General features: G+C 57.6%; 15 protein-coding genes. 10 read left to right on the forward strand and 5 right to left on the reverse strand.

What is annotated here, in order from left to right:
• Window positions 1-36: 36 nt before the first annotated feature.
• From ABLN94_RS05770 to ABLN94_RS05785, 4 genes are read left to right on the forward strand one after another with little or no spacing between them, the layout of a single operon-like run.
• Complete coding sequence (locus ABLN94_RS05770; RefSeq protein ID WP_352990261.1) at window positions 37-1,779, forward strand: type I secretion system permease/ATPase; 1,743 nt, start codon at window positions 37-39, stop codon at window positions 1,777-1,779.
• Window positions 1,776-3,146 carry an HlyD family type I secretion periplasmic adaptor subunit gene (locus ABLN94_RS05775; protein ID WP_352990263.1) on the forward strand — a complete coding sequence of 457 codons (1,371 nt, stop codon included), beginning with the start codon at window positions 1,776-1,778 and terminating at the stop codon, window positions 3,144-3,146. The genes ABLN94_RS05770 and ABLN94_RS05775 overlap by 4 nt, the downstream gene beginning before the upstream one ends.
• A 41-nt stretch (window positions 3,147-3,187) precedes the next feature.
• Window positions 3,188-4,024 carry an HAD-IIB family hydrolase gene (locus ABLN94_RS05780; RefSeq protein WP_352990266.1) on the forward strand — a complete coding sequence of 279 codons (837 nt, stop codon included), beginning with the start codon at window positions 3,188-3,190 and terminating at the stop codon, window positions 4,022-4,024.
• An 18-nt stretch (window positions 4,025-4,042) separates the two neighbouring features.
• A complete protein-coding gene (locus tag ABLN94_RS05785; protein WP_352990268.1) occupies window positions 4,043-5,272 on the forward strand; it encodes a glycosyl transferase in 1,230 nt (409 codons plus the stop codon).
• Here the strand turns inward: ABLN94_RS05785 and ABLN94_RS05790 are convergent.
• On the reverse strand, window positions 5,256-6,992 hold the full coding sequence (locus ABLN94_RS05790) for a sugar phosphorylase (protein WP_352990949.1): 1,737 nt from the start codon (window positions 6,990-6,992) through the stop codon (window positions 5,256-5,258). The two genes, ABLN94_RS05785 and ABLN94_RS05790, sit on opposite strands and share 17 nt — an antisense overlap.
• 142 nt (window positions 6,993-7,134) lie before the next feature.
• A complete protein-coding gene (locus tag ABLN94_RS05795; RefSeq protein ID WP_352990271.1) occupies window positions 7,135-7,752 on the reverse strand; it encodes a TetR/AcrR family transcriptional regulator in 618 nt (205 codons plus the stop codon).
• Window positions 7,753-7,933: 181 nt separating this feature from the next.
• Between ABLN94_RS05795 and ABLN94_RS05800 the strand changes: the two genes are divergently transcribed.
• The 5 genes from ABLN94_RS05800 to ABLN94_RS05820 all read left to right on the forward strand — a co-directional run bounded on the left by ABLN94_RS05800 (window position 7,934) and on the right by ABLN94_RS05820 (window position 12,476).
• The gene (locus ABLN94_RS05800; RefSeq protein WP_352990273.1) at window positions 7,934-8,863 is read left to right on the forward strand and encodes an AEC family transporter; all 930 of its coding nucleotides are present in this window, start codon (window positions 7,934-7,936) and stop codon (window positions 8,861-8,863) included.
• Window positions 8,864-8,964: 101 nt separating this feature from the next.
• Window positions 8,965-9,798 (forward strand): S-formylglutathione hydrolase, encoded by an 834-nt coding sequence (fghA, locus tag ABLN94_RS05805; protein WP_352990276.1) that lies wholly within the window; start codon window positions 8,965-8,967, stop codon window positions 9,796-9,798.
• Window positions 9,799-9,801: 3 nt separating this feature from the next.
• Entirely contained in the window at window positions 9,802-11,259 is a 1,458-nt protein-coding gene (sthA, locus tag ABLN94_RS05810; RefSeq protein WP_170495145.1) for a Si-specific NAD(P)(+) transhydrogenase, read from the forward strand.
• Entirely contained in the window at window positions 11,256-11,711 is a 456-nt protein-coding gene (locus tag ABLN94_RS05815; protein ID WP_352990280.1) for a YaiI/YqxD family protein, read from the forward strand. The genes sthA and ABLN94_RS05815 overlap by 4 nt, the downstream gene beginning before the upstream one ends.
• Before the next feature lie 144 nt (window positions 11,712-11,855).
• Window positions 11,856-12,476: an HAD family hydrolase gene (locus ABLN94_RS05820; protein ID WP_352990283.1), complete on the forward strand. Its 621-nt coding sequence runs from the start codon at window positions 11,856-11,858 to the stop codon at window positions 12,474-12,476.
• A gap of 1 nt (window position 12,477) precedes the next feature.
• On the opposite strand, the gene ABLN94_RS05825 is transcribed toward ABLN94_RS05820, so the two are convergent.
• Entirely contained in the window at window positions 12,478-13,716 is a 1,239-nt protein-coding gene (locus ABLN94_RS05825; protein WP_352990285.1) for an MFS transporter, read from the reverse strand.
• 147 nt (window positions 13,717-13,863) lie between these two features.
• On the opposite strand from ABLN94_RS05825, the gene zapE reads away from it, so the two are divergent.
• Window positions 13,864-14,922 (forward strand): cell division protein ZapE, encoded by a 1,059-nt coding sequence (zapE, locus tag ABLN94_RS05830; RefSeq protein WP_352990951.1) that lies wholly within the window; start codon window positions 13,864-13,866, stop codon window positions 14,920-14,922.
• 74 nt (window positions 14,923-14,996) lie between these two features.
• Here the strand turns inward: zapE and ABLN94_RS05835 are convergent, their stop codons facing one another.
• Both ABLN94_RS05835 and accD read right to left on the reverse strand, forming a co-directional pair.
• The gene (locus tag ABLN94_RS05835) at window positions 14,997-16,271 is read right to left on the reverse strand and encodes a bifunctional folylpolyglutamate synthase/dihydrofolate synthase (protein ID WP_352990287.1); all 1,275 of its coding nucleotides are present in this window, start codon (window positions 16,269-16,271) and stop codon (window positions 14,997-14,999) included.
• Window positions 16,268-17,206 (reverse strand): acetyl-CoA carboxylase, carboxyltransferase subunit beta, encoded by a 939-nt coding sequence (gene accD, locus ABLN94_RS05840; RefSeq protein WP_352990290.1) that lies wholly within the window; start codon window positions 17,204-17,206, stop codon window positions 16,268-16,270. The genes ABLN94_RS05835 and accD overlap by 4 nt, the downstream gene beginning before the upstream one ends.
• Window positions 17,207-17,223: the final 17 nt, after the last annotated feature.

Here is a 17,223-nt window from a genome sequence, read left to right on the forward strand (position 1 = left end):
GGCTGCCTCGTTTGCCAAACCGGAAAGGGCTATTCGATGTTCCAGAACTCCAATCCCGTCAAATCCGCCTGGGGATCGCTGCACAAAGGCTTTGTTGCTGTCGCGGTCTTCAGCCTGTTTCTGAATCTGTTGATGCTGGCCGGGCCGCTGTACATGCTGCAGGTCTATGACCGGGTGCTGACCAGCCAGAATATCGATACTCTGATTGCGTTGACCCTGCTGCTGGGCGGCGTTTTCATCGTTGTCGCCTGCCTTGACCTAGTGAGGATGCGCATTCTGGGCCGTCTTGCGGCCCGTTTTGAAATGAGCGTCGGCGCACCAGTCCTTGGTGCAGCCATGCGTCGCCGGGTACAAGGCGAAGGCAAGGCCGAGGAAAACCTGGTTGAGGACGTGAACGGTTTCCGCGAGTTCATCTCGGGCACCACCCTAACCGCCTTTTTCGACGCGCCGTGGATTCCGATTTATCTGATGGTGCTTTATGTTCTTCACCCCTATCTGGGGCTGTTGGGGTTGGTTGGGGCGTTGACACTGACCTTCATGGCGCTGGTCAACAACGCCCGGGCCCGCTCCCCGATGCAACAGGCCGCCGAGGCACGTGGTCGGTCTGATGCGCTGTTCAAGACCAGCGACAGGAATGCCGAGCTTGCCCACGCGCTGGGTATGAAATCTGATCTGGTACGCCGCTGGACCGCGCTGCAAGCTGATGCGCATCAACATAAAACGCGCGCCGCAGATCGGGTCGCAAGTTTTTCGGTCATGTCTAAGACTATTCGGATAGGCCTTCAATCCGCGGTTCTTGGGCTGGGCGCGGCTCTGGCTGTGGTCGGAGAATCCACTGCCGGCGTTATGATTGCTGCCACCATTGTTCTGGCCCGCGCACTTGCGCCGATTGACCAATTAATTGGCCAGTGGCGCAGCTTTCTGGCCGCGCGTGGCTCGTACAGCAAGATCAAACAACTGACTGAGGACTTCGCTGAGGCCCCCATGAACCTGAACCTGCCGCGCGCATTTAAGGCCTTGGATGTTCGCATCGCGCAGGCCGGGCCGCCCCGTGCCCTGAGCGCCACCGTCCGCGCGATTGACTTCAATCTGGTGGCCGGGGACGTTCTGGCCATCATCGGCCAAAGCGGGTCGGGAAAGACCACTCTTGGTAAGATGTTGGCTGGAATCTGGCACCCACAACGGGGCGAAGTGTTGCTGGACGGCAGCCCGATGTCGAAATGGAACCCCGAGGATCTGGGCAAGCAGATCGGCTATTTGCCACAGGATGTCGAACTGTTCGACGGCACGATCCGCGAAAACATCGGGCGGTTCTCAACCGTCATCGACGATGCCGAGGTGCTGCGTGCCGCGCGTGAGGCTGGGGTGCACGAACTGATCAGCAGTCTGCCTGAAGGGTACGAAACGCACATTGGTCGCGGGTTTTTCCTGTCCGGCGGGCAGCGTCAGCGTCTGGCTCTTGCCCGCGCTCTTTATGGCGATCCTTTCGTGTTGGTTCTGGACGAGCCGAACTCGGATCTGGATGCCGAGGGTGAGCAGGCTCTGCGCGATGCTTTGCTGGCAGTGCAGGAACGCGGTGGGATCTCCATCGTGATGACCCATCGCCCGGCCACACTTCAGGCCGCCAACAAGGTCATGGTGCTGCGCAACGGCAGCCAGACCCAGTTTGGTAAAAAACAGGATGTGCTGAAGGTCAATCACCGCAACGTACTGGACAAGCCAACCGAACCGGCCCCGCGCCGGGAAAACGAAACTCAGATTGCAGGAGCAGCCCAATGACGGATCTGGTCAGATACTCTCCAACCCGCAAAGCGGTAGGGTTTCACGAAAGTCAGTTGAAAGAGATTTCGGATACGTCACCCGGAATCGCACGCTATGTCCTATTCGGTCTTTTCACTTTGGCGGTTTTCGTTGGTGGCAGCGCGTACTGGGCCTTTGCCTCGAAACTGGACGGCGCCGTGGTTGCACCCGCCTCCTTCGTGGTCGAAGGTCAGCGTAAGACGGTTGAGCATCTGGATGGCGGCATCATCCACTCGATCCTTGTGACCGATGGCCAGTTTGTTGAGGCCGGTCAGCCACTGGTGCAACTTGACAGCACCGAAATCGACGTCGACCTCAGCGTTCAGGGCAGTCAACTTGGAGAGTTGTCAGTTCGCCGTGCTCGCTTGCTGGCACAGATGAGCGGGCAAGAGCAGTTTGATGAAGCGACAGCTCTGGCCGGGTTCCGCGAGGGGATGAACCGCCTGCACTGGGTGTCACCATATCTAACGCAGAAACAGTTGTTTGCTGCCGAGGCGCGCGCGCGCCGCACCGAAGCACAAATCAACGCGCAACGGATCATCGGGTTGCGTAACCAGATCGGCGGGTTGAACGAGCAGCGGCAGGCGACCCAAAATCAGATCGAGATCACGCAAATAGAGTTGTCCAATCTGGGAACGCTGCTCGACAAAGGGTTGGTTGCCGTCACGCGGGTCAGCGCGCGGCAGATCGAGTTGGAGCGACTGAGCGGTGTCGACGCCTCGCTGCGAACCCAGATCGCGCAGGCTGAAGATCAGGTGCAGGAGTTGGAGCTGTCCCTTCTCAGCCAACGAAAACTGCGGGACGAGGTGATCGCCGGCGAACTGGCTGTGGTTGAGGCCCAGCTTGATTTGGTGCGCCCGCAATTCGTGGGCACTCTGGCGCGGTTGAAGCGTACCCAGGTAATGGCCCCGACCAGCGGACGCGTGGTGAACCTTGGCGTGTCGACTACAGGCGGTGTCATCCGACCCGGTGAGCCGATCATGGATATCGTTCCGTTGGATCAGGCACTGATCGTCGAGGCACGGATTCAGACCGGAGATATCGACAAACTGCGGATCGGTCAGACTACCCGCATTCGTCTGTCGGCCTTTGCGCAGGCGGATGTGCCCGAGGCCAGCGGTCAGATCTTCGACATCTCGGCCGATGCGCTGGAAGATGAACGCACGGGCGAAGTCTACTACAAGGCGCGGGTCAAACTGGATGCCGAACAGCCGCACGACGTGGCCGCTCTGGAGCTGGTGCCCGGTATGCCCGCCGATCTGTTCGTCAATACGGGCGAGCGTGCGGTCATCAGTTACCTATCGCAACCGATCAGCGACCGGCTGGCGAAGACCTTCATCGAGTGAGATCAGCACCTGTGCCTAATAATTAGGCGCAGGCTTTCCGTTTGATCGAAATTTCGTCACTACGGATTTACAACCCGCATCGGCAGACCTTTACTTTCGGTACAATGAACGACGCCGCCACACCCACCCTGCCCTTATTGGTGTTTTCCGATCTGGATGGGACGCTATTGGACCACTGCGACTATAGCTGGGATAAAGCCAGACCCGGGATCGACCGATTGGCCGAGTTGGGTGCTGGTCTGGTTCTGGCCAGCAGTAAGACGGCGGCAGAAATTCGGCCCTTGCAACAACAAATGAGCCTGACGGACATGCCCGCCATCGTCGAGAACGGTGCCGGAGTTTTATGGCCCGGAGCACCTGACAAAATTGGAGACAGCTATCAGCGCCTGCGCGGTGCTTTGGCGTTGCTACCCAAAGGTTTTGTCGGCTTTGGAGATATGACCGATCTGGAAGTAGCGCAGAAAACAGGCCTTAGCCCGGCCCAAGCGGTGCTTGCGCGGCAGCGTAAGTTCAGTGAGCCAGGACTGTGGACCGGCTCCGACCTGGAATTGCAGGCATTTCTTGAAAAGGCGACCCAGATCGGTGTTTCAGCCCGGCAGGGCGGCCGGTTTCTGACACTGTCTTTCGGGAAAACCAAAGCTGACGCTATGGCCGAGGTCATTGAGCGATTAAAGCCCACACGCACGATTGCTCTAGGCGACGCCCCCAATGACAGCGAGATGATCCGGGCCGCCGATCAGGGTGTCATCGTTGCCAATCCGCACAGCCCCTCCATCCCCACTTTCCCGCGCGAAATCGAGGCGCGGATTCTCAGAACAACGCAGGCCGGACCGCGCGGTTGGTCGGAAGCCATCTTGGCCCTGACAGCGGACCTCTGACAATTAAAGGTGTAAGACATGGCAGATTTTCATCAGAACGGAAACATCACCACCCTGCACAACCTGCGCTGCAGACACGCCGGACAAATGGCGCATGAGATTTCGGTCTTTGCTGAGACGCGAAAAATCACTCTTATCCTGCCTTGCCTCTATTCCGAACTGGAAGGCCCTGCGCTGACAGGCATCTTGAAAGAACTGGCGCAGGTGCCGTATCTGCACCGCATTATCATCGGCCTGGATCAGGCGGATGAGCAGCAATACCGCCATGCTCGGTCGTTCTTTGCCAATCTGCCGCAAAACCATGCAGTGATTTGGAATGACAGCCCGCGCCTGACCGATCTGCAATCGCATCTGCAAGGGCTGGGGCTGGCCCCCCAGGAACCTGGCAAGGGCAAGAATGTCTGGTCCTGCATCGGGTACCTACTGGCTTGCGCAGACAGTTCGGTCATGGCGATCCACGATTGCGATATCGTGACGTACGACCGCCAAATGCTGGACCGGCTGGTCTATCCGGTCGTCAACCCGACCTTTCCATTCCAAATGGCCAAAGGCTTTTATCCCCGCATAGGCGAAGGCAAGCTGAATGGTCGCGTCACCCGCCTGCTGGTCAGCCCGCTGCTGATTGCGTTGAAGAAGGTGATCGGAGATCGCGATTACCTCGATTACCTGCGCAGCTTCCGCTACCCGCTGTCAGGAGAGTTCGCGATACGCACCCCAACCCTGCCCGACCTGCGCATCCCCTCGGATTGGGGGTTGGAGATAGGCGTTTTGTCCGAGGCTTGGCGCAACTTAGCGCCGAAATCCGTTTGCCAAGTGGAAATCGCTGACAATTACGACCACAAACACCAGGATTTGTCGCCCGAAGACGCCAATCGCGGCCTTTCCCGCATGTCCACGGATATCTGCAAGGCGATCTTTCGCAAGCTGGCCGCCGATGGCACGGTGTTCACGCCCAACACGTTCCGCACCCTCAAGGCCACCTATTATAGGTCGGCTCTGGACCTGCTGGAGGGCTACTATACGGATGCCAAGATGAATGGGCTGGAACTGGATCGACACAAGGAGGAGAAATCCATCGAGCTGTTCGCCGAAAACATCATCCGCGCCGGTCAGGTTTTTCTCGACAATCCGCATGAAACGCCGTTCATCCCGACGTGGAACCGTGTTCACTCGGCGGATCCTGAATTCCTGTTGCGCTTGAAGACGGCGGTGTCCGAAGATCTAACGGAGTTCACACCCGGTTCGTGATCCAGCGGCACTGATACGGCGCCAGCACGATATCGGGGCCGTTGGTGGCCAAAATTTCTCCGGTCAGGGCATCGGTCCAGACCTCTTCGGCAATCATATTGATTTCGGCAGGGCTGACATGTACCTGCTCAGCCGAGACGTTGTGCAGTGCAAAGATCGACTGGCTGCGGTCCAAACTCTGCCGCCAGATGCCGAATACACGGTCTTCCAACCGGAGTGTGAACTGCGTGGCATTCGGGTGGAATGCGGGTTGTTGCGCCCGCAGGCGCAGGCGGCGTGACAGTTCCGACAATACCAGCGCCTGATTAGATCCCGGATCGGCCAGTCGCGCCAGAAGATCGGGGTAGTGCCAGCGGTGCCGGTTGATCGCCCGGTTCATGCCGCGCCGTTCCACAGCCTCGTGATCATTTGGTGTGGCCAGCAGGGAGTGGATATAGAAGGCCGGTATCCCCTCCAACGACATGACGATCGTCTGAGAACAAATGAACCGTGCCAAATGGTACTGGTCTTCACCGGAAAACGTGGCGCGCATCGCCTCAAAGTACCCGCAGTTCAGCTCATAAGGCTCCTCGCGACCATCCGGCAGTGCCCGCATCGAGACCAGTCCGCCGATCCGGCGCACGGTGTCTATCATGCGCTCTTTCTCCTCAGTGGGCAGAACGCCTTCGGCAGGTCGCATCCCTATGCCGTCATGACTTGCGGTAAAGTTCAGATAGGCGCAGCCCAACTGTGCCGGTGGCATAGCGGCTTGCCATTCACGCAAATACCGCGCCGTACCAGACTGCATCGCATGCAGGATCAGCGGTGGCAGTGGGAAATTGTAGACCGCGTGCGCCTCGTTCCGGTTGCCGAAATAGCTAAGGTTCTCGGTGCGCGGCACGTTGGTTTCGGTCAACAACACCAGCGTTTCCGTGGCGTAGTCGCACAGCAATCGCAGCAGTTGCACGATGGCATGAGTTTGCGGCAGGTGAATGCAATTGGTGCCGATCTCTTTCCAGACAAAAGCCACCGCATCCAGCCGCAGGATGCGTACCCCTTTGTCGATATGCAGGCGGATAATTCGCAGCATCTCAATCAACACATCGGGGTTTGAGAAGTCCAAATCCACCTGATCGTGGCTGAAAGTGCACCAGACGTATTTCTCTCCCTTATTGGTTTCGACCTGTCGCAGTAAAGGCGTGGTGCGCGGACGCACGACGTCAGACAAGTCATCCTCGGGCGCGGCTTCGAAAAAAAATCGGTCGTGCGGAGATTTCCCCTGCAGATAGTTGGTGAACCACGCACCCTGGCTTGAAACATGGTTCAGCACCAGATCGGACATCAGGTGAAAATCACCAGCGATCCGAGTGATATCAGGCCAATCTCCCAATTGAGCGCTGACGGTGTAGTAGTCCGAAACAGCGAAACCATCGTCAGAGGTGAACGGGAAAAACGGCAGGATGTGTACACCATTCACAACGCCGTTCAGATGTCGGATCAGGAAATCATGCAACAAATCCAGCGGTTTGTGGGCTTGGTCCTCAATCGAGTTGCCGTAGGTGATCAGAACACTGTCTTTTTCCGACCAAAGCTTGTTGCCCGGCTTGCGCCCTTGTTTGCGCCGATGCGTGTCGGGAGGCCAAAAGGCGTCGGTGATCTGAGCAGCCAGTGCCGCGTGGTCACGGTCGGGATAAATCTGAACGATCAGTTCGCTCAGGCGCCGGGAAAAGCTGGTGTTCACACTGGTCAATAGTCACAGGCCCCTAGCTGTATCGCCTGATGGTTTTCCAGATCGGTCAACCTGTCAAACGACAACTTGGCGGTCGACTGTGCTGTGGTCAAATGCCTGTGCAATTGCCCAAATCATAGTCACGCGTGCCCGGTCAGACCCCGTATCGGGCCATGAACATGTCGACCGCCTGCAACGCGATCTCATCAATTTCGGATTGGCTGAAGCTGGTCTGAATTCCCAAAAGGCCCCTCGACCAGTTGCGTACTTTGCACAGCTCGGTGAATTGTTCGGCAGCAATCTGCAAGTCTTCTATAGCCAGTTCACCCTTGTCCACGGCCTTTTGCAGGTATTCAACCATTTGCCGCGTTCCGTTTTGTGGTCCTGCTTCATAAAAAGCTTGGCCCAATTCTGGGAACCTGTCGCGTTCGGCCACACAAATCCGAAATACCTGCTGCGCAAACTCTGAAACGAAGAAACGACAAAGCTGCGTGGCTGCAATCGTCAGAACCTCTCGTGCGGGCTTGGTATCGTCGACCATGGAGACGATGTCCTGCGCCATGCGGGAACATTCAGTATGTGCGACTTCCATGAACAAAAGCCGCTTGTCGGGGAAATAGCTGTACAATGTCGCCTTGGAGACACCTGCCGCCCGTGCGATATCATCTACGCTTGCGCCTTCGAACCCGTCCGCCATGAACACCTCTCGGGCACCTTGCAAAACCTGATCGAATTTGCGGCCTGTGCGATGGATGGCGGCGGTCTGGGTCATGGGCTCTCCGTGGTTGGCTGATCCTGTCAAACTATAAACCGATCAGTTCAGATACAACGATTCGCATAATTCCGTTGCGTTTCGCAATGTAAATTACGTTCATTTTTCCGACAGAGCCTCAGGCAACCCTTCTGGCCGGGATTGACTTGCCGCTCGGTCAAACCATGCTAACACTCTGGCCATGGTCGATATCTTTCTGCGCACACTGCCCTTCTTCGCGATCATCGGCCTGGGATACTGGGCCGGGCGCAGCCGATTTTTTACCGAAGACGCCACAGCTTATCTGACCAAATTCGTGTTCTATTTTGCGCTGTCAGCGATGCTGTTTCGGTTTGCGGCCACCCTACCCTTCGCCGAGATTTTCAATGGTCGCCTGGTTCTGGGTTATCTGCTGGGCACCATGGCCGTATATCTGGTAGCGACCTTGGTGGCTTGGATACGCAAGCTCGACATCCCCACCGCCGCGGTCGAGGCCCAGTGCGCCGCCATCGGCAATGTCGGCTTTCTGGGCCTGCCGATGCTGGCGTTGCTTTTTTCTGAGGCCGCGATCGGTCCTGTGATGCTGGTTCTAACGGTCGATCTCGTGGTGTTTTCCTCGCTGATCGTAATCTTGATTAATGGCGGGCGCGATGGGCGGTTGACCCCGGCGACCCTGCGTCTGATCGGGTTGGGTTTGGTTAAAAACCCGATGATCGTGTCGATCTCGGCTGGGATGTTATGGTCGGCACTGCAGGTTCCAGTTCCGACAGTCCTTAACGATTTTCTGACTATTCTAGGCGGCGCGGCCACACCGGGAGCGTTGTTTGCGATTGGAGCGTCACTGGCTTCGAAATCCGCCGAACGGGTGCAGATTGCCGCATGGCTGAGTTTTTGCAAGCTGGTCATCCACCCGGTTTGTGTGGCCATTGCCCTGATCTGGCTGATCCCAGTTGAGGATTTTCCGGCCTCGGTCGCCATTGCTGCTGCGGCCCTGCCGGTCGCGGGCAATGTCTATATGTTGGCTGCACATTACGGAGTGGCCCCGCATCGCGCCTCGGCGGCGATACTGTTATCGACAGCGGCCAGCATCCTAACCGTACCGGTCGTTATCGCGTGGGTTGCGACACTCTGACAGCTACGTCCAAAAATTACATGCGCTGAAGTCGCGTGGCCTTTACGCCGCCCCCTTGGATCGTTAGCCATAACGCGACCCAAAGTGAAGGACTCTGCCAGATGGAAACCCTCTCGGAAAACGCCTGTTTCGGTGGCGTGCAGGGCGTGTATCGCCATGCTTCCTCAGCCTGCCAATGCGACATGACCTTTGGCCTGTTCCTGCCCGCCGAGGCGAAGGACGGCCCGATTCCGATCCTGTGGTATTTGTCCGGCCTGACCTGTACCCACGAAAACGCCATGACCAAGGCCGGTGCACAGGCTTGGGCGGCAGAGCAAGGGATTGCAGTTGTTTTTCCCGACACTTCACCCCGTGGTGAAGGCGTGGCCGATCACGAAGACTACGATCTAGGACAGGGTGCTGGGTTCTATGTAAATGCAACTCAGCCCCCTTGGGCGCCACATTTCAACATGTGGGACTACGTGGCCGAAGAACTGCCTGCTTTTTTGGCCGAAAATTTCGCCATTGACATGAACCGTCAGGCGATCACCGGCCATTCGATGGGCGGTCACGGCGCGCTGACGCTGGCGATGAACCTGCCGGGCCGCTATCGCTCGGTCTCGGCCTTTGCGCCGATCTCGAACCCAACGAGTGCAGATTGGGGGCGTAAACAGCTAAGCGCCTATCTGGGCGATGACGAGGCCGCCTGGACCAAACATGACGCCTCGCTGATGATGAAAGAGGTTGGTTTCGACGGCCCGATCCTGATCGACACCGGGACCAACGATCAGTTCATCGACCTGCTGCGCCCCGAAGCTTTAGCCCAGGCAATTGCCGAACGTCGTCAACAGGCAACATATCGTCTGCAACCCGGCTATGACCATTCGTATTTCTTTGTTTCGACCTTTATGGAAGACCACATCACCTTCCACGCCGAAGCGCTGTACGGAGACTGAGGCATGAGCAAATACGATTACGACCTGATCATTATCGGGTCGGGCCCGTCCGGGCGTTCGGCTGCAATCCAGGCGGGCAAGCTGAAACGGCGTGTGCTCGTGATCGATCGGAAAGACAGGTTCGGGGGCGTCTCCGTTCACACCGGTACCATCCCGTCGAAGACTTTGCGCGAAACGGTACTGAACTTGTCCGGTTGGCGCGAACGCAGTTTTTATGGCCGCTCTTACCGGGTCAAAGACCAGATCCGAGCCGAAGACCTCAAGGCGCGCCTGCACATGACGCTCGATCACGAGGTCGACGTTCTGGAACATCAGTTCAACCGCAACCACGTGGAAACGCTCAACGGTCTGGCGAAATTTGTCGGCCCGCATGAGGTAGAGGTCGCCACCGATGCCGGAGAAACCACGCGCCTGACGGCGGCCAAGTTCCTGATTGCCACTGGAACCAAAACCTATCGCCCTGATTATGTGCCCTTCAACGGCAAGACAGTGGTCGATGGTGATGACTTTCTGGAGATGGCAGAAATCCCGCGCTCTCTGGTTGTGATCGGTGCCGGCGTGATCGGCGTTGAATATGCCACTATGTTCTCGGCCCTTGATGTGCGGGTGACGCTGATCGAACCTCGCGAAACCTTCCTCGACTTCATCGACAAACGGTTGATCCACGATTTCACACATCAAATCCGTGAAAATGGCGTCGACCTGCGGCTCGGGTCTGCGGTCGAGAAGATCGAGGACGCAGGCGAACATGTTGAGGTTACGCTCGACAATGGTCGCCATGTCCGCGCCGAGATGCTGCTATTCGCGGCCGGACGTATGGGCGCTACCTCGGCGCTGAACCTGGACGCGGTCGGACTGGAAACGGATCATCGCAATCGTATCAAGGTAGATCGCAAGACCTATCAAACCTCGGTGCCGCATATCTATGCAACGGGCGATGTGATTGGGCATCCTTCACTGGCTTCAACGTCACTGCAGCAGGGCCGCGTGGCAGCCTGCCATGCTTTGGAAACACCGACCCTGCCGGAAAGCCCATGGTACCCCTATGGCATCTACTCGGTGCCCGAGATTTCCACATGCGGCATGTCCGAGGAAGAATTGCAGGAACGCGGCATCCCCTATGAGGTCGGAGTGGCGCGGTTCCGCGAAACCTCACGCGGGCACATCATGGGGTTGGAGCATGGCATGCTGAAAATGCTGTTCTCGCTGAAAACCCGCCGGGTGCTGGGCGTACAGATCGTCGGTGAAGGCGCGACAGAACTGATCCACATCGCTCAGGCGGTTTTGAACCTTAAAGGTACTGTGGATTACTTCGTGCAGAACACCTTCAACTACCCTACACTGGCCGAGGCCTACAAGATCGCGGGTCTGGATGCTTTCAACCGCATGCCGATCCCCGAGGAGTTCAAGGTGCGTAAGAAGCCCGCGGAACCTGCGAAGAAAGAGGCTAAGAAAGCGTGACCACGCTCTATGTCGATGGTGATGCTTGCCCGGTGAAAGCCGAAGCCGAACGAGTGGCCACACGGCACAAGGTGCCTATGGCGCTGGTGTCAAATGGAGGGTTGCGGCCTTCGGCAAACCCCCTGGTGCAGGTCGTCATCGTGGCGGAAGGCGCGGATGAGGCGGACAAGTGGATCGCCGAGCGTTGTGGGTCTGGGGATGTCGTCGTGACTTCGGATATTCCACTGGCAGCGAAATGTGTTGAGGCTGGGGCGCGGGTTTTGCGCCCCAATGGTGAAGCGTTCACAGTCGCCAACATCGGCCAGCAACTGGCGATGCGCGATCTGATGGCCGACTTGCGCGCGGCCAACCCTCTTGGCGCTGGCGGCGGTGGCAAGCCATTTGGAAAGGCGGACCGGTCCCGATTTCTGGATGCGCTGGAACGCGAATTGCGCGCCGCCTTGCGCGGGTAACACTCCCGCCGGTCTGAGACGCATCAAAGATGCGCTTTCTCCCGTTGGGCCCGGCAGCGCTTTGCGCTGCGGTTCTGCCTTGTAAATCTGAGCCGGGATTGGTTCAGTCGGGCGCAACCAAAATTGATTTCACAGGGATTCCTTATGCCGATTGAAGCCGTGATTTTCGATATTGGAAATGTTCTGATCGAATGGCAGCCAGAGCGCTACTACGACAAGGTCATCGGGGAAGATCGCCGTCGCGCCATGTTCGCCGAGGTCGATTTGCACGGCATGAACGATCTGGTGGATCAGGGGCATCACTTTACTGACACCATCTACAACTGGGCGGAAAAACACCCCAAGTGGCGCGACGAGATCCGGATGTGGCACGACAACTGGATCGAACTGGCCGCACCGGAAATTCCTCATTCCGTGCGTCTGCAACGAGCTTTAAGAGCCAAAGGCGTACCGGTCTTTGCTCTGACCAATTTCGGGGTGCAGAATTTTGACTATGCCACGACAGTCTATCCGTTCCTGAACGAGTTCGACCGGCACTACGTCTCGGGTCGGATGAAGACTGTGAAACCGCATGCGCCGATCTACGAGATGGTTGAGTCCGATTGTGGTCTGCCTCCTGGCAGTTTGCTGTTCGCAGATGACCGCTTCGACAATATCGAAACGGCGCGCGCTCGAGGGTGGCAAACGCATCACTTCACCGGACCGCAAGGCTGGGCAGACCGTCTGGTGGCCGAAGGATTGCTGACCCCAGACGAGGCAGCCTAGCTCATGCCGCAACTGCGATGGGTCGGTTTTCCCGAATGGGCAGGTGGACAATGGCGCTGAACGCACCGACGGCCACACCGATCCACCAGACCATTGTGTAGTCGCCATAGACGTCATACATCCGCCCCCCCAGCCACACACCAAGGAAGCCTCCGATCTGGTGGCTAAGGAAGATGAAGCCGTAGAGCGTGCCCATGTAGCGCAGCCCGTAGAGATGCGCGACAAGGCCCGAGGTCAACGGCACCGTGGCAAGCCAGAGCGACCCCATGACGATCGAGAACACGATGACTGACATGGGGGTGATCGGCATGATGATAAAAATCGCTGCTGCGAGCGTTCGACCTGTATAGATAGCAGCAAGAAGGTACTTTTTGGGGAAGTGATTGCCCGCCCAACCAGCCAACAACGTGCCGCCGATATTCGCCAAACCGACCAGTGAAATCGCTATTGCGCCTAAAGCCGATGTAGTGGTGATACCCAGTGAATGCAGGACACCGCCGGGCTGAATTGGGCCACACATCTCGGTCACAAAGGCGGGGAAATGGGCAGTGATGAAGGCCAACTGATAGCCACAGCTGAAAAAACCCAGAAAGACCATTGCATAGGAGGGGTCGCGGAATGCACGGCCAATGATCTGGCTCATACTCTCTTCCAACTCGGCCTTGCTGACCTGTTGAGGTGCGCGCATGAACGGCAGCGTCAGAACAAGGGCGAGGATTGCGACGGCGAACACGATGAAGACCTGCTGCCATGGCAGGAAAGTCAGCAACCATTCGGCAGTCGGAGCGCCAATCACCTGACCGAAACTGCCCGCTGCCGTGACAATGGCAAGAGACATCGACCTGTTCTTGTCGGATGAGGCACGCCCAACCACAGCCAACACAACGCCGAAGCCAGTGCCGGCAATACCGAACCCAACCAGCCACGCATACATCTGGTGCCCGAACGGTGTGACAGACCATGCCGACAACACCATGCCAGCCGCGTAGGTCAGCGCGCCCAGAATGATCGCTTTGCGGTCACCTATCTTTTCGGCAATCGCGGCAAAGATAGGTTGCCCAATCCCCCAAGCCAGGTTCTGGATTGCAATTGCCAGCGAAAAATCAGTGCGCAGCCAGCCGAACTCACTGGCAATAGGAATCTGGAAAACCCCAAACGAGGCGCGGACGGCGAAGCTGACCGTGATGATGACACATCCAACGATCAGGATCGGATTTAAAAGACGGGCTGATTGGGGCATAGCAACCTCAGGGATGGGGAACCCGGACGTTATCCGGTTTTGCCTGTTGGTCAATTCAGGAGTTTTGCGGTGATAGATAAGGAAAATTGATGTGTCGCGGAAAAAGGCTGCTTTTCAACGGATAATCCGGACGTTATGCCTCGGATCATGACGGGTTTGATTTCGCTTTACGACACGCGGGTGGCCGATGGCACCCTGACCAGGGATGACGCGCAAGAGGCTGTTCTGCCTCATTTTGAGCGCATCCGCGAAGCCCTTGCAACTCCGGTGAAGCGTGGGCTTTTCCGTAAGGCTCCTCCTCCACCCAAAGGGTTGTATTTGTGGGGCGGCGTGGGGCGCGGCAAATCTATGTTGATGGATATGTTCGTCGACTCATTGGCCGATATCCCAGCGCGACGGGTACATTTTCACGCCTTCATGCAGGAAATCCATGCGGGCATGCATAAGGCCCGTCAGGACGGGATCGAAGATGCCCTGGCCCCGGTGGCGCAGGACGTTGTGAAATCGGTCAAGCTGTTGGCCTTTGACGAAATGCAGATCACCGATATCACCGATGCGATGATCGTCGGTCGCTTGTTTGATCTTCTGCACGAAGGTGGAGTGGTGGTTGTCACCACATCCAACAGGCATCCCGATGATTTGTATAAAGACGGACTGAACCGGCAACTTTTCCTCCCGTTCATCGCTCATATCAAGGAACAGCTTCAAGTCTGGGAACTGGTTTCACCCACCGATTACCGTCAGAACCGCCTTGAAGGCGCGCCTGTTTATTTCACCCCGATCGGCCCCGAAGCGCGTCAGAGCATTCGGAGTGTTTGGCATGATCTTTCAGGGGGCAACGCTGAACCTTTGGTGTTACAGATCAAAGGCCGTGCGGTCGAACTGCCTGCGTTTCGGAATGGTGTCGCGCGGGCCTCGTTCTATGATCTGTGCGGTCGGATGCTGGGGCCTGCGGATTATCTTGCGATTGCCGAAGAGCTAAAGGTTTTGGTGCTGGAAGACATCCCGCGCCTTTCACGCAATAATTTTAATGAAGCCAAACGTTTCGTCACGCTGATTGACGCGTTGTACGAAGCGAAGGTACGTTTGATCTGTTCCGCCGCGGCCGAACCCGAGATGCTGTATGTCGAAGGTGAAGGCACGTTCGAATTTGAGCGGACCGCTTCACGCCTGCGGGAAATGCAGGATCAGGACTGGGGGCAATAGGGGGCTCTGCCCCTGCCGCGTTTTGCGCTTTTCCCCCCGGAGTGTTTTTAGTCCGGTGGAGCCCTGCGGAAGGATTAGCCGTTTTCGCGCAGGATGTTGCCCGCAAGGTAAAGCGAACCGCAGATCAGAATGCGCGCCTTAGAGTCTTTCGCCACGATAGCTTTCAGTGCCTCTGCGACGTTTTCCGCGGACGAAGCGGGCAGCTCAACTTTGGCAGCCGCGGCCGCTGTGTCCTCGGCGCTGAGCGTGGCAGCTTCTCCGGGGATGGAAACCGCCGTCAAACTTTGGGCCTGTTTGGCCAGCGGGGCCAGATAACCGGTCACGTCCTTGGTATTCAGCATTCCACAGATCATGTGGGTTGGGCGTTCCGGGAGTTTCGCCAGAACTTCTGCCAATGCGATGCCGGCGGCGGCGTTGTGGCCACCATCCAGCCACAGTTCGGCCTGTGGCGCAGCCTCTACCAGAGGTCCGGTTTTCAGGCGTTGCATTCGTGCGGGCCATTCGGCCTTTGTCACCGCGGCCTCATAAGCGTCATCGCCCAGATTCAGGTGACGCAGAACGGCCAGTGCGGCACCAGCGTTCTGGAGTTGGTGCGCGCCCAGAAGGTTGGGTAATGGCAGATCGCGCAGACCCGTTTCATCCTGGTAGATCAGACGCCCGTTTTCCTCGTGCACATGCCAGTGCTGACCGTGGACCAATAGCGGAGCCCCAAGACGCGCGGCAGTGTATTCGATGACCTCCAGTGCTTCGTCCTGTTGCGGGCCAACAATGCAGGGCACGCCGGGTTTTATGATACCCGCTTTTTCGGCGGCGATTTTGCCTAGCGAATTGCCCAAAAACTGTTCGTGGTCGATCGAGACCGGCGTGATTATCGTCACCGCGGGGTCATGAATGACGTTTGTGGCGTCAAGTCGGCCACCCAATCCAACCTCGAGCAGCGTGTAATCCGCTTGCTCCCGCGCAAAGGCCAGTAAGGCTGCGCAGGTGGTGATCTCAAAATAGGTAATGTTCTCGCCATCATTAGCGGCGTAGCATTCATCCAATACGTCCGTCAGTGCAGGCTCAGAAATCAGCTCTCCAGCCAGACGAATACGTTCGTGGAACCGCGCAAGGTGGGGCGAGGTATAGGCATGAGCCGACAGCCCTGCCCCTTCCAACCCGGCGCGGATCATTGCCTGGGTCGAGCCTTTGCCGTTGGTTCCGGCGATATGGATCACGCGCGGCAACTTGTTCTGAGGGTTGTCCAAGGCTGCCAACAAACGCCAAACGCGATCCAAGGTCAGGTCAATGATCTTGGGGTGCAGCGCCATCATCCGGTCCAGGATGACGTCAGATGTCTGACTGGTCATTTCTCGCCTGTGTCCTCGGCTGCGGTTTCTGCTTCGACTTTGGTCTCTTCGGGTTCAGGCGCGGGTAGATCACCTTTGACCGCAGGAGGTTGGTTCATCAGCATGCGTGTGATGGTGATCAATTCGTCCCGCATCTCAGTCCGCTTTGTGACGCGGTCAAGCATGCCGTGATCCAGCAGATATTCGGCGCGCTGGAACCCTTCGGGCAGTTTTTCACGAATGGTCTGTTCGATCACGCGCGGACCGGCAAAACAGATCAGAGCATTGGGTTCCGAGATATGGATGTCGCCCAGCATCGCATAAGATGCGGTCACGCCACCGGTGGTGGGGTGAGTCAGCACGACGATATAGGGCAGGTTCGCCTCTTTCAGCATTTCGACGGCCACGGTCGTACGCGGCATTTGCATCAGGCTGAGGATGCCTTCCTGCATCCGAGCGCCGCCTGCGGCGGAGAAAAGGACCAGCGGTCGCTTCAACTTCACCGCCTCTTGCGCGGCAGCGATGATGGCGTTGCCGACATACATGCCCATCGACCCGCCCATGAACGAGAAGTCCTGCGCTGCAGCCACAATCGGAGTGCGTCCAATCTCGCCGGTGGCGACCAGCATCGCTTCTTTCTCGCCGGTCTTCTTTTGCGCCGCCTTCATACGGTCAGGGTATTTTTTTTGGTCACGGAATTGCAGCGGATCGTCTTTTGGTGCCGGGACATCGACTTCGGTGAAAATACCCCCGTCGAACAGGTGCTTGAACCGCTCACGCGGGGTGATCGCCATGTGATGTCCGCACTGGGTACAAACATTCTGGTTCTCCGCCAGCTCGCGGTGGAACAGCATCGTGCCGCACTCGTCGCACTTGTGCCATAGGTTTTCAGGCACTTCCCGGCGAGAGAAGATCGAATTGATCCGGGGGCGGACGTAGTTTGTGATCCAGTTCATGTCGGAACCTTGTTATG

This window comes from Ruegeria sp. SCP11, from assembly GCF_040329455.1.
GTDB classification, from domain to species: Bacteria; Pseudomonadota; Alphaproteobacteria; order Rhodobacterales; family Rhodobacteraceae; genus Ruegeria; species Ruegeria atlantica_E.

Bases quoted from the DNA above. Each gene is read 5' to 3' on its own strand.
- sthA (WP_170495145.1), top strand. From the start codon at position 9,802: ATGAGCAAATACGATTACGACCTGATCATTATCGGGTCGGGCCCGTCC.
- ABLN94_RS05835 (WP_352990287.1), bottom strand. From the start codon at position 16,271: ATGACCAGTCAGACATCTGACGTCATCCTGGACCGGATGATGGCGCTG.
- ABLN94_RS05820 (WP_352990283.1), top strand. From the start codon at position 11,856: ATGCCGATTGAAGCCGTGATTTTCGATATTGGAAATGTTCTGATCGAA.
- ABLN94_RS05775 (WP_352990263.1), top strand. From the start codon at position 1,776: ATGACGGATCTGGTCAGATACTCTCCAACCCGCAAAGCGGTAGGGTTT.
- ABLN94_RS05825 (WP_352990285.1), bottom strand. From the start codon at position 13,716: ATGCCCCAATCAGCCCGTCTTTTAAATCCGATCCTGATCGTTGGATGT.
- ABLN94_RS05795 (WP_352990271.1), bottom strand. From the start codon at position 7,752: ATGACCCAGACCGCCGCCATCCATCGCACAGGCCGCAAATTCGATCAG.
- ABLN94_RS05785 (WP_352990268.1), top strand. From the start codon at position 4,043: ATGGCAGATTTTCATCAGAACGGAAACATCACCACCCTGCACAACCTG.
- ABLN94_RS05770 (WP_352990261.1), top strand. From the start codon at position 37: ATGTTCCAGAACTCCAATCCCGTCAAATCCGCCTGGGGATCGCTGCAC.
- accD (WP_352990290.1), bottom strand. From the start codon at position 17,206: ATGAACTGGATCACAAACTACGTCCGCCCCCGGATCAATTCGATCTTC.
- fghA (WP_352990276.1), top strand. From the start codon at position 8,965: ATGGAAACCCTCTCGGAAAACGCCTGTTTCGGTGGCGTGCAGGGCGTG.
- ABLN94_RS05800 (WP_352990273.1), top strand. From the start codon at position 7,934: ATGGTCGATATCTTTCTGCGCACACTGCCCTTCTTCGCGATCATCGGC.
- zapE (WP_352990951.1), top strand. From the start codon at position 13,864: ATGACGGGTTTGATTTCGCTTTACGACACGCGGGTGGCCGATGGCACC.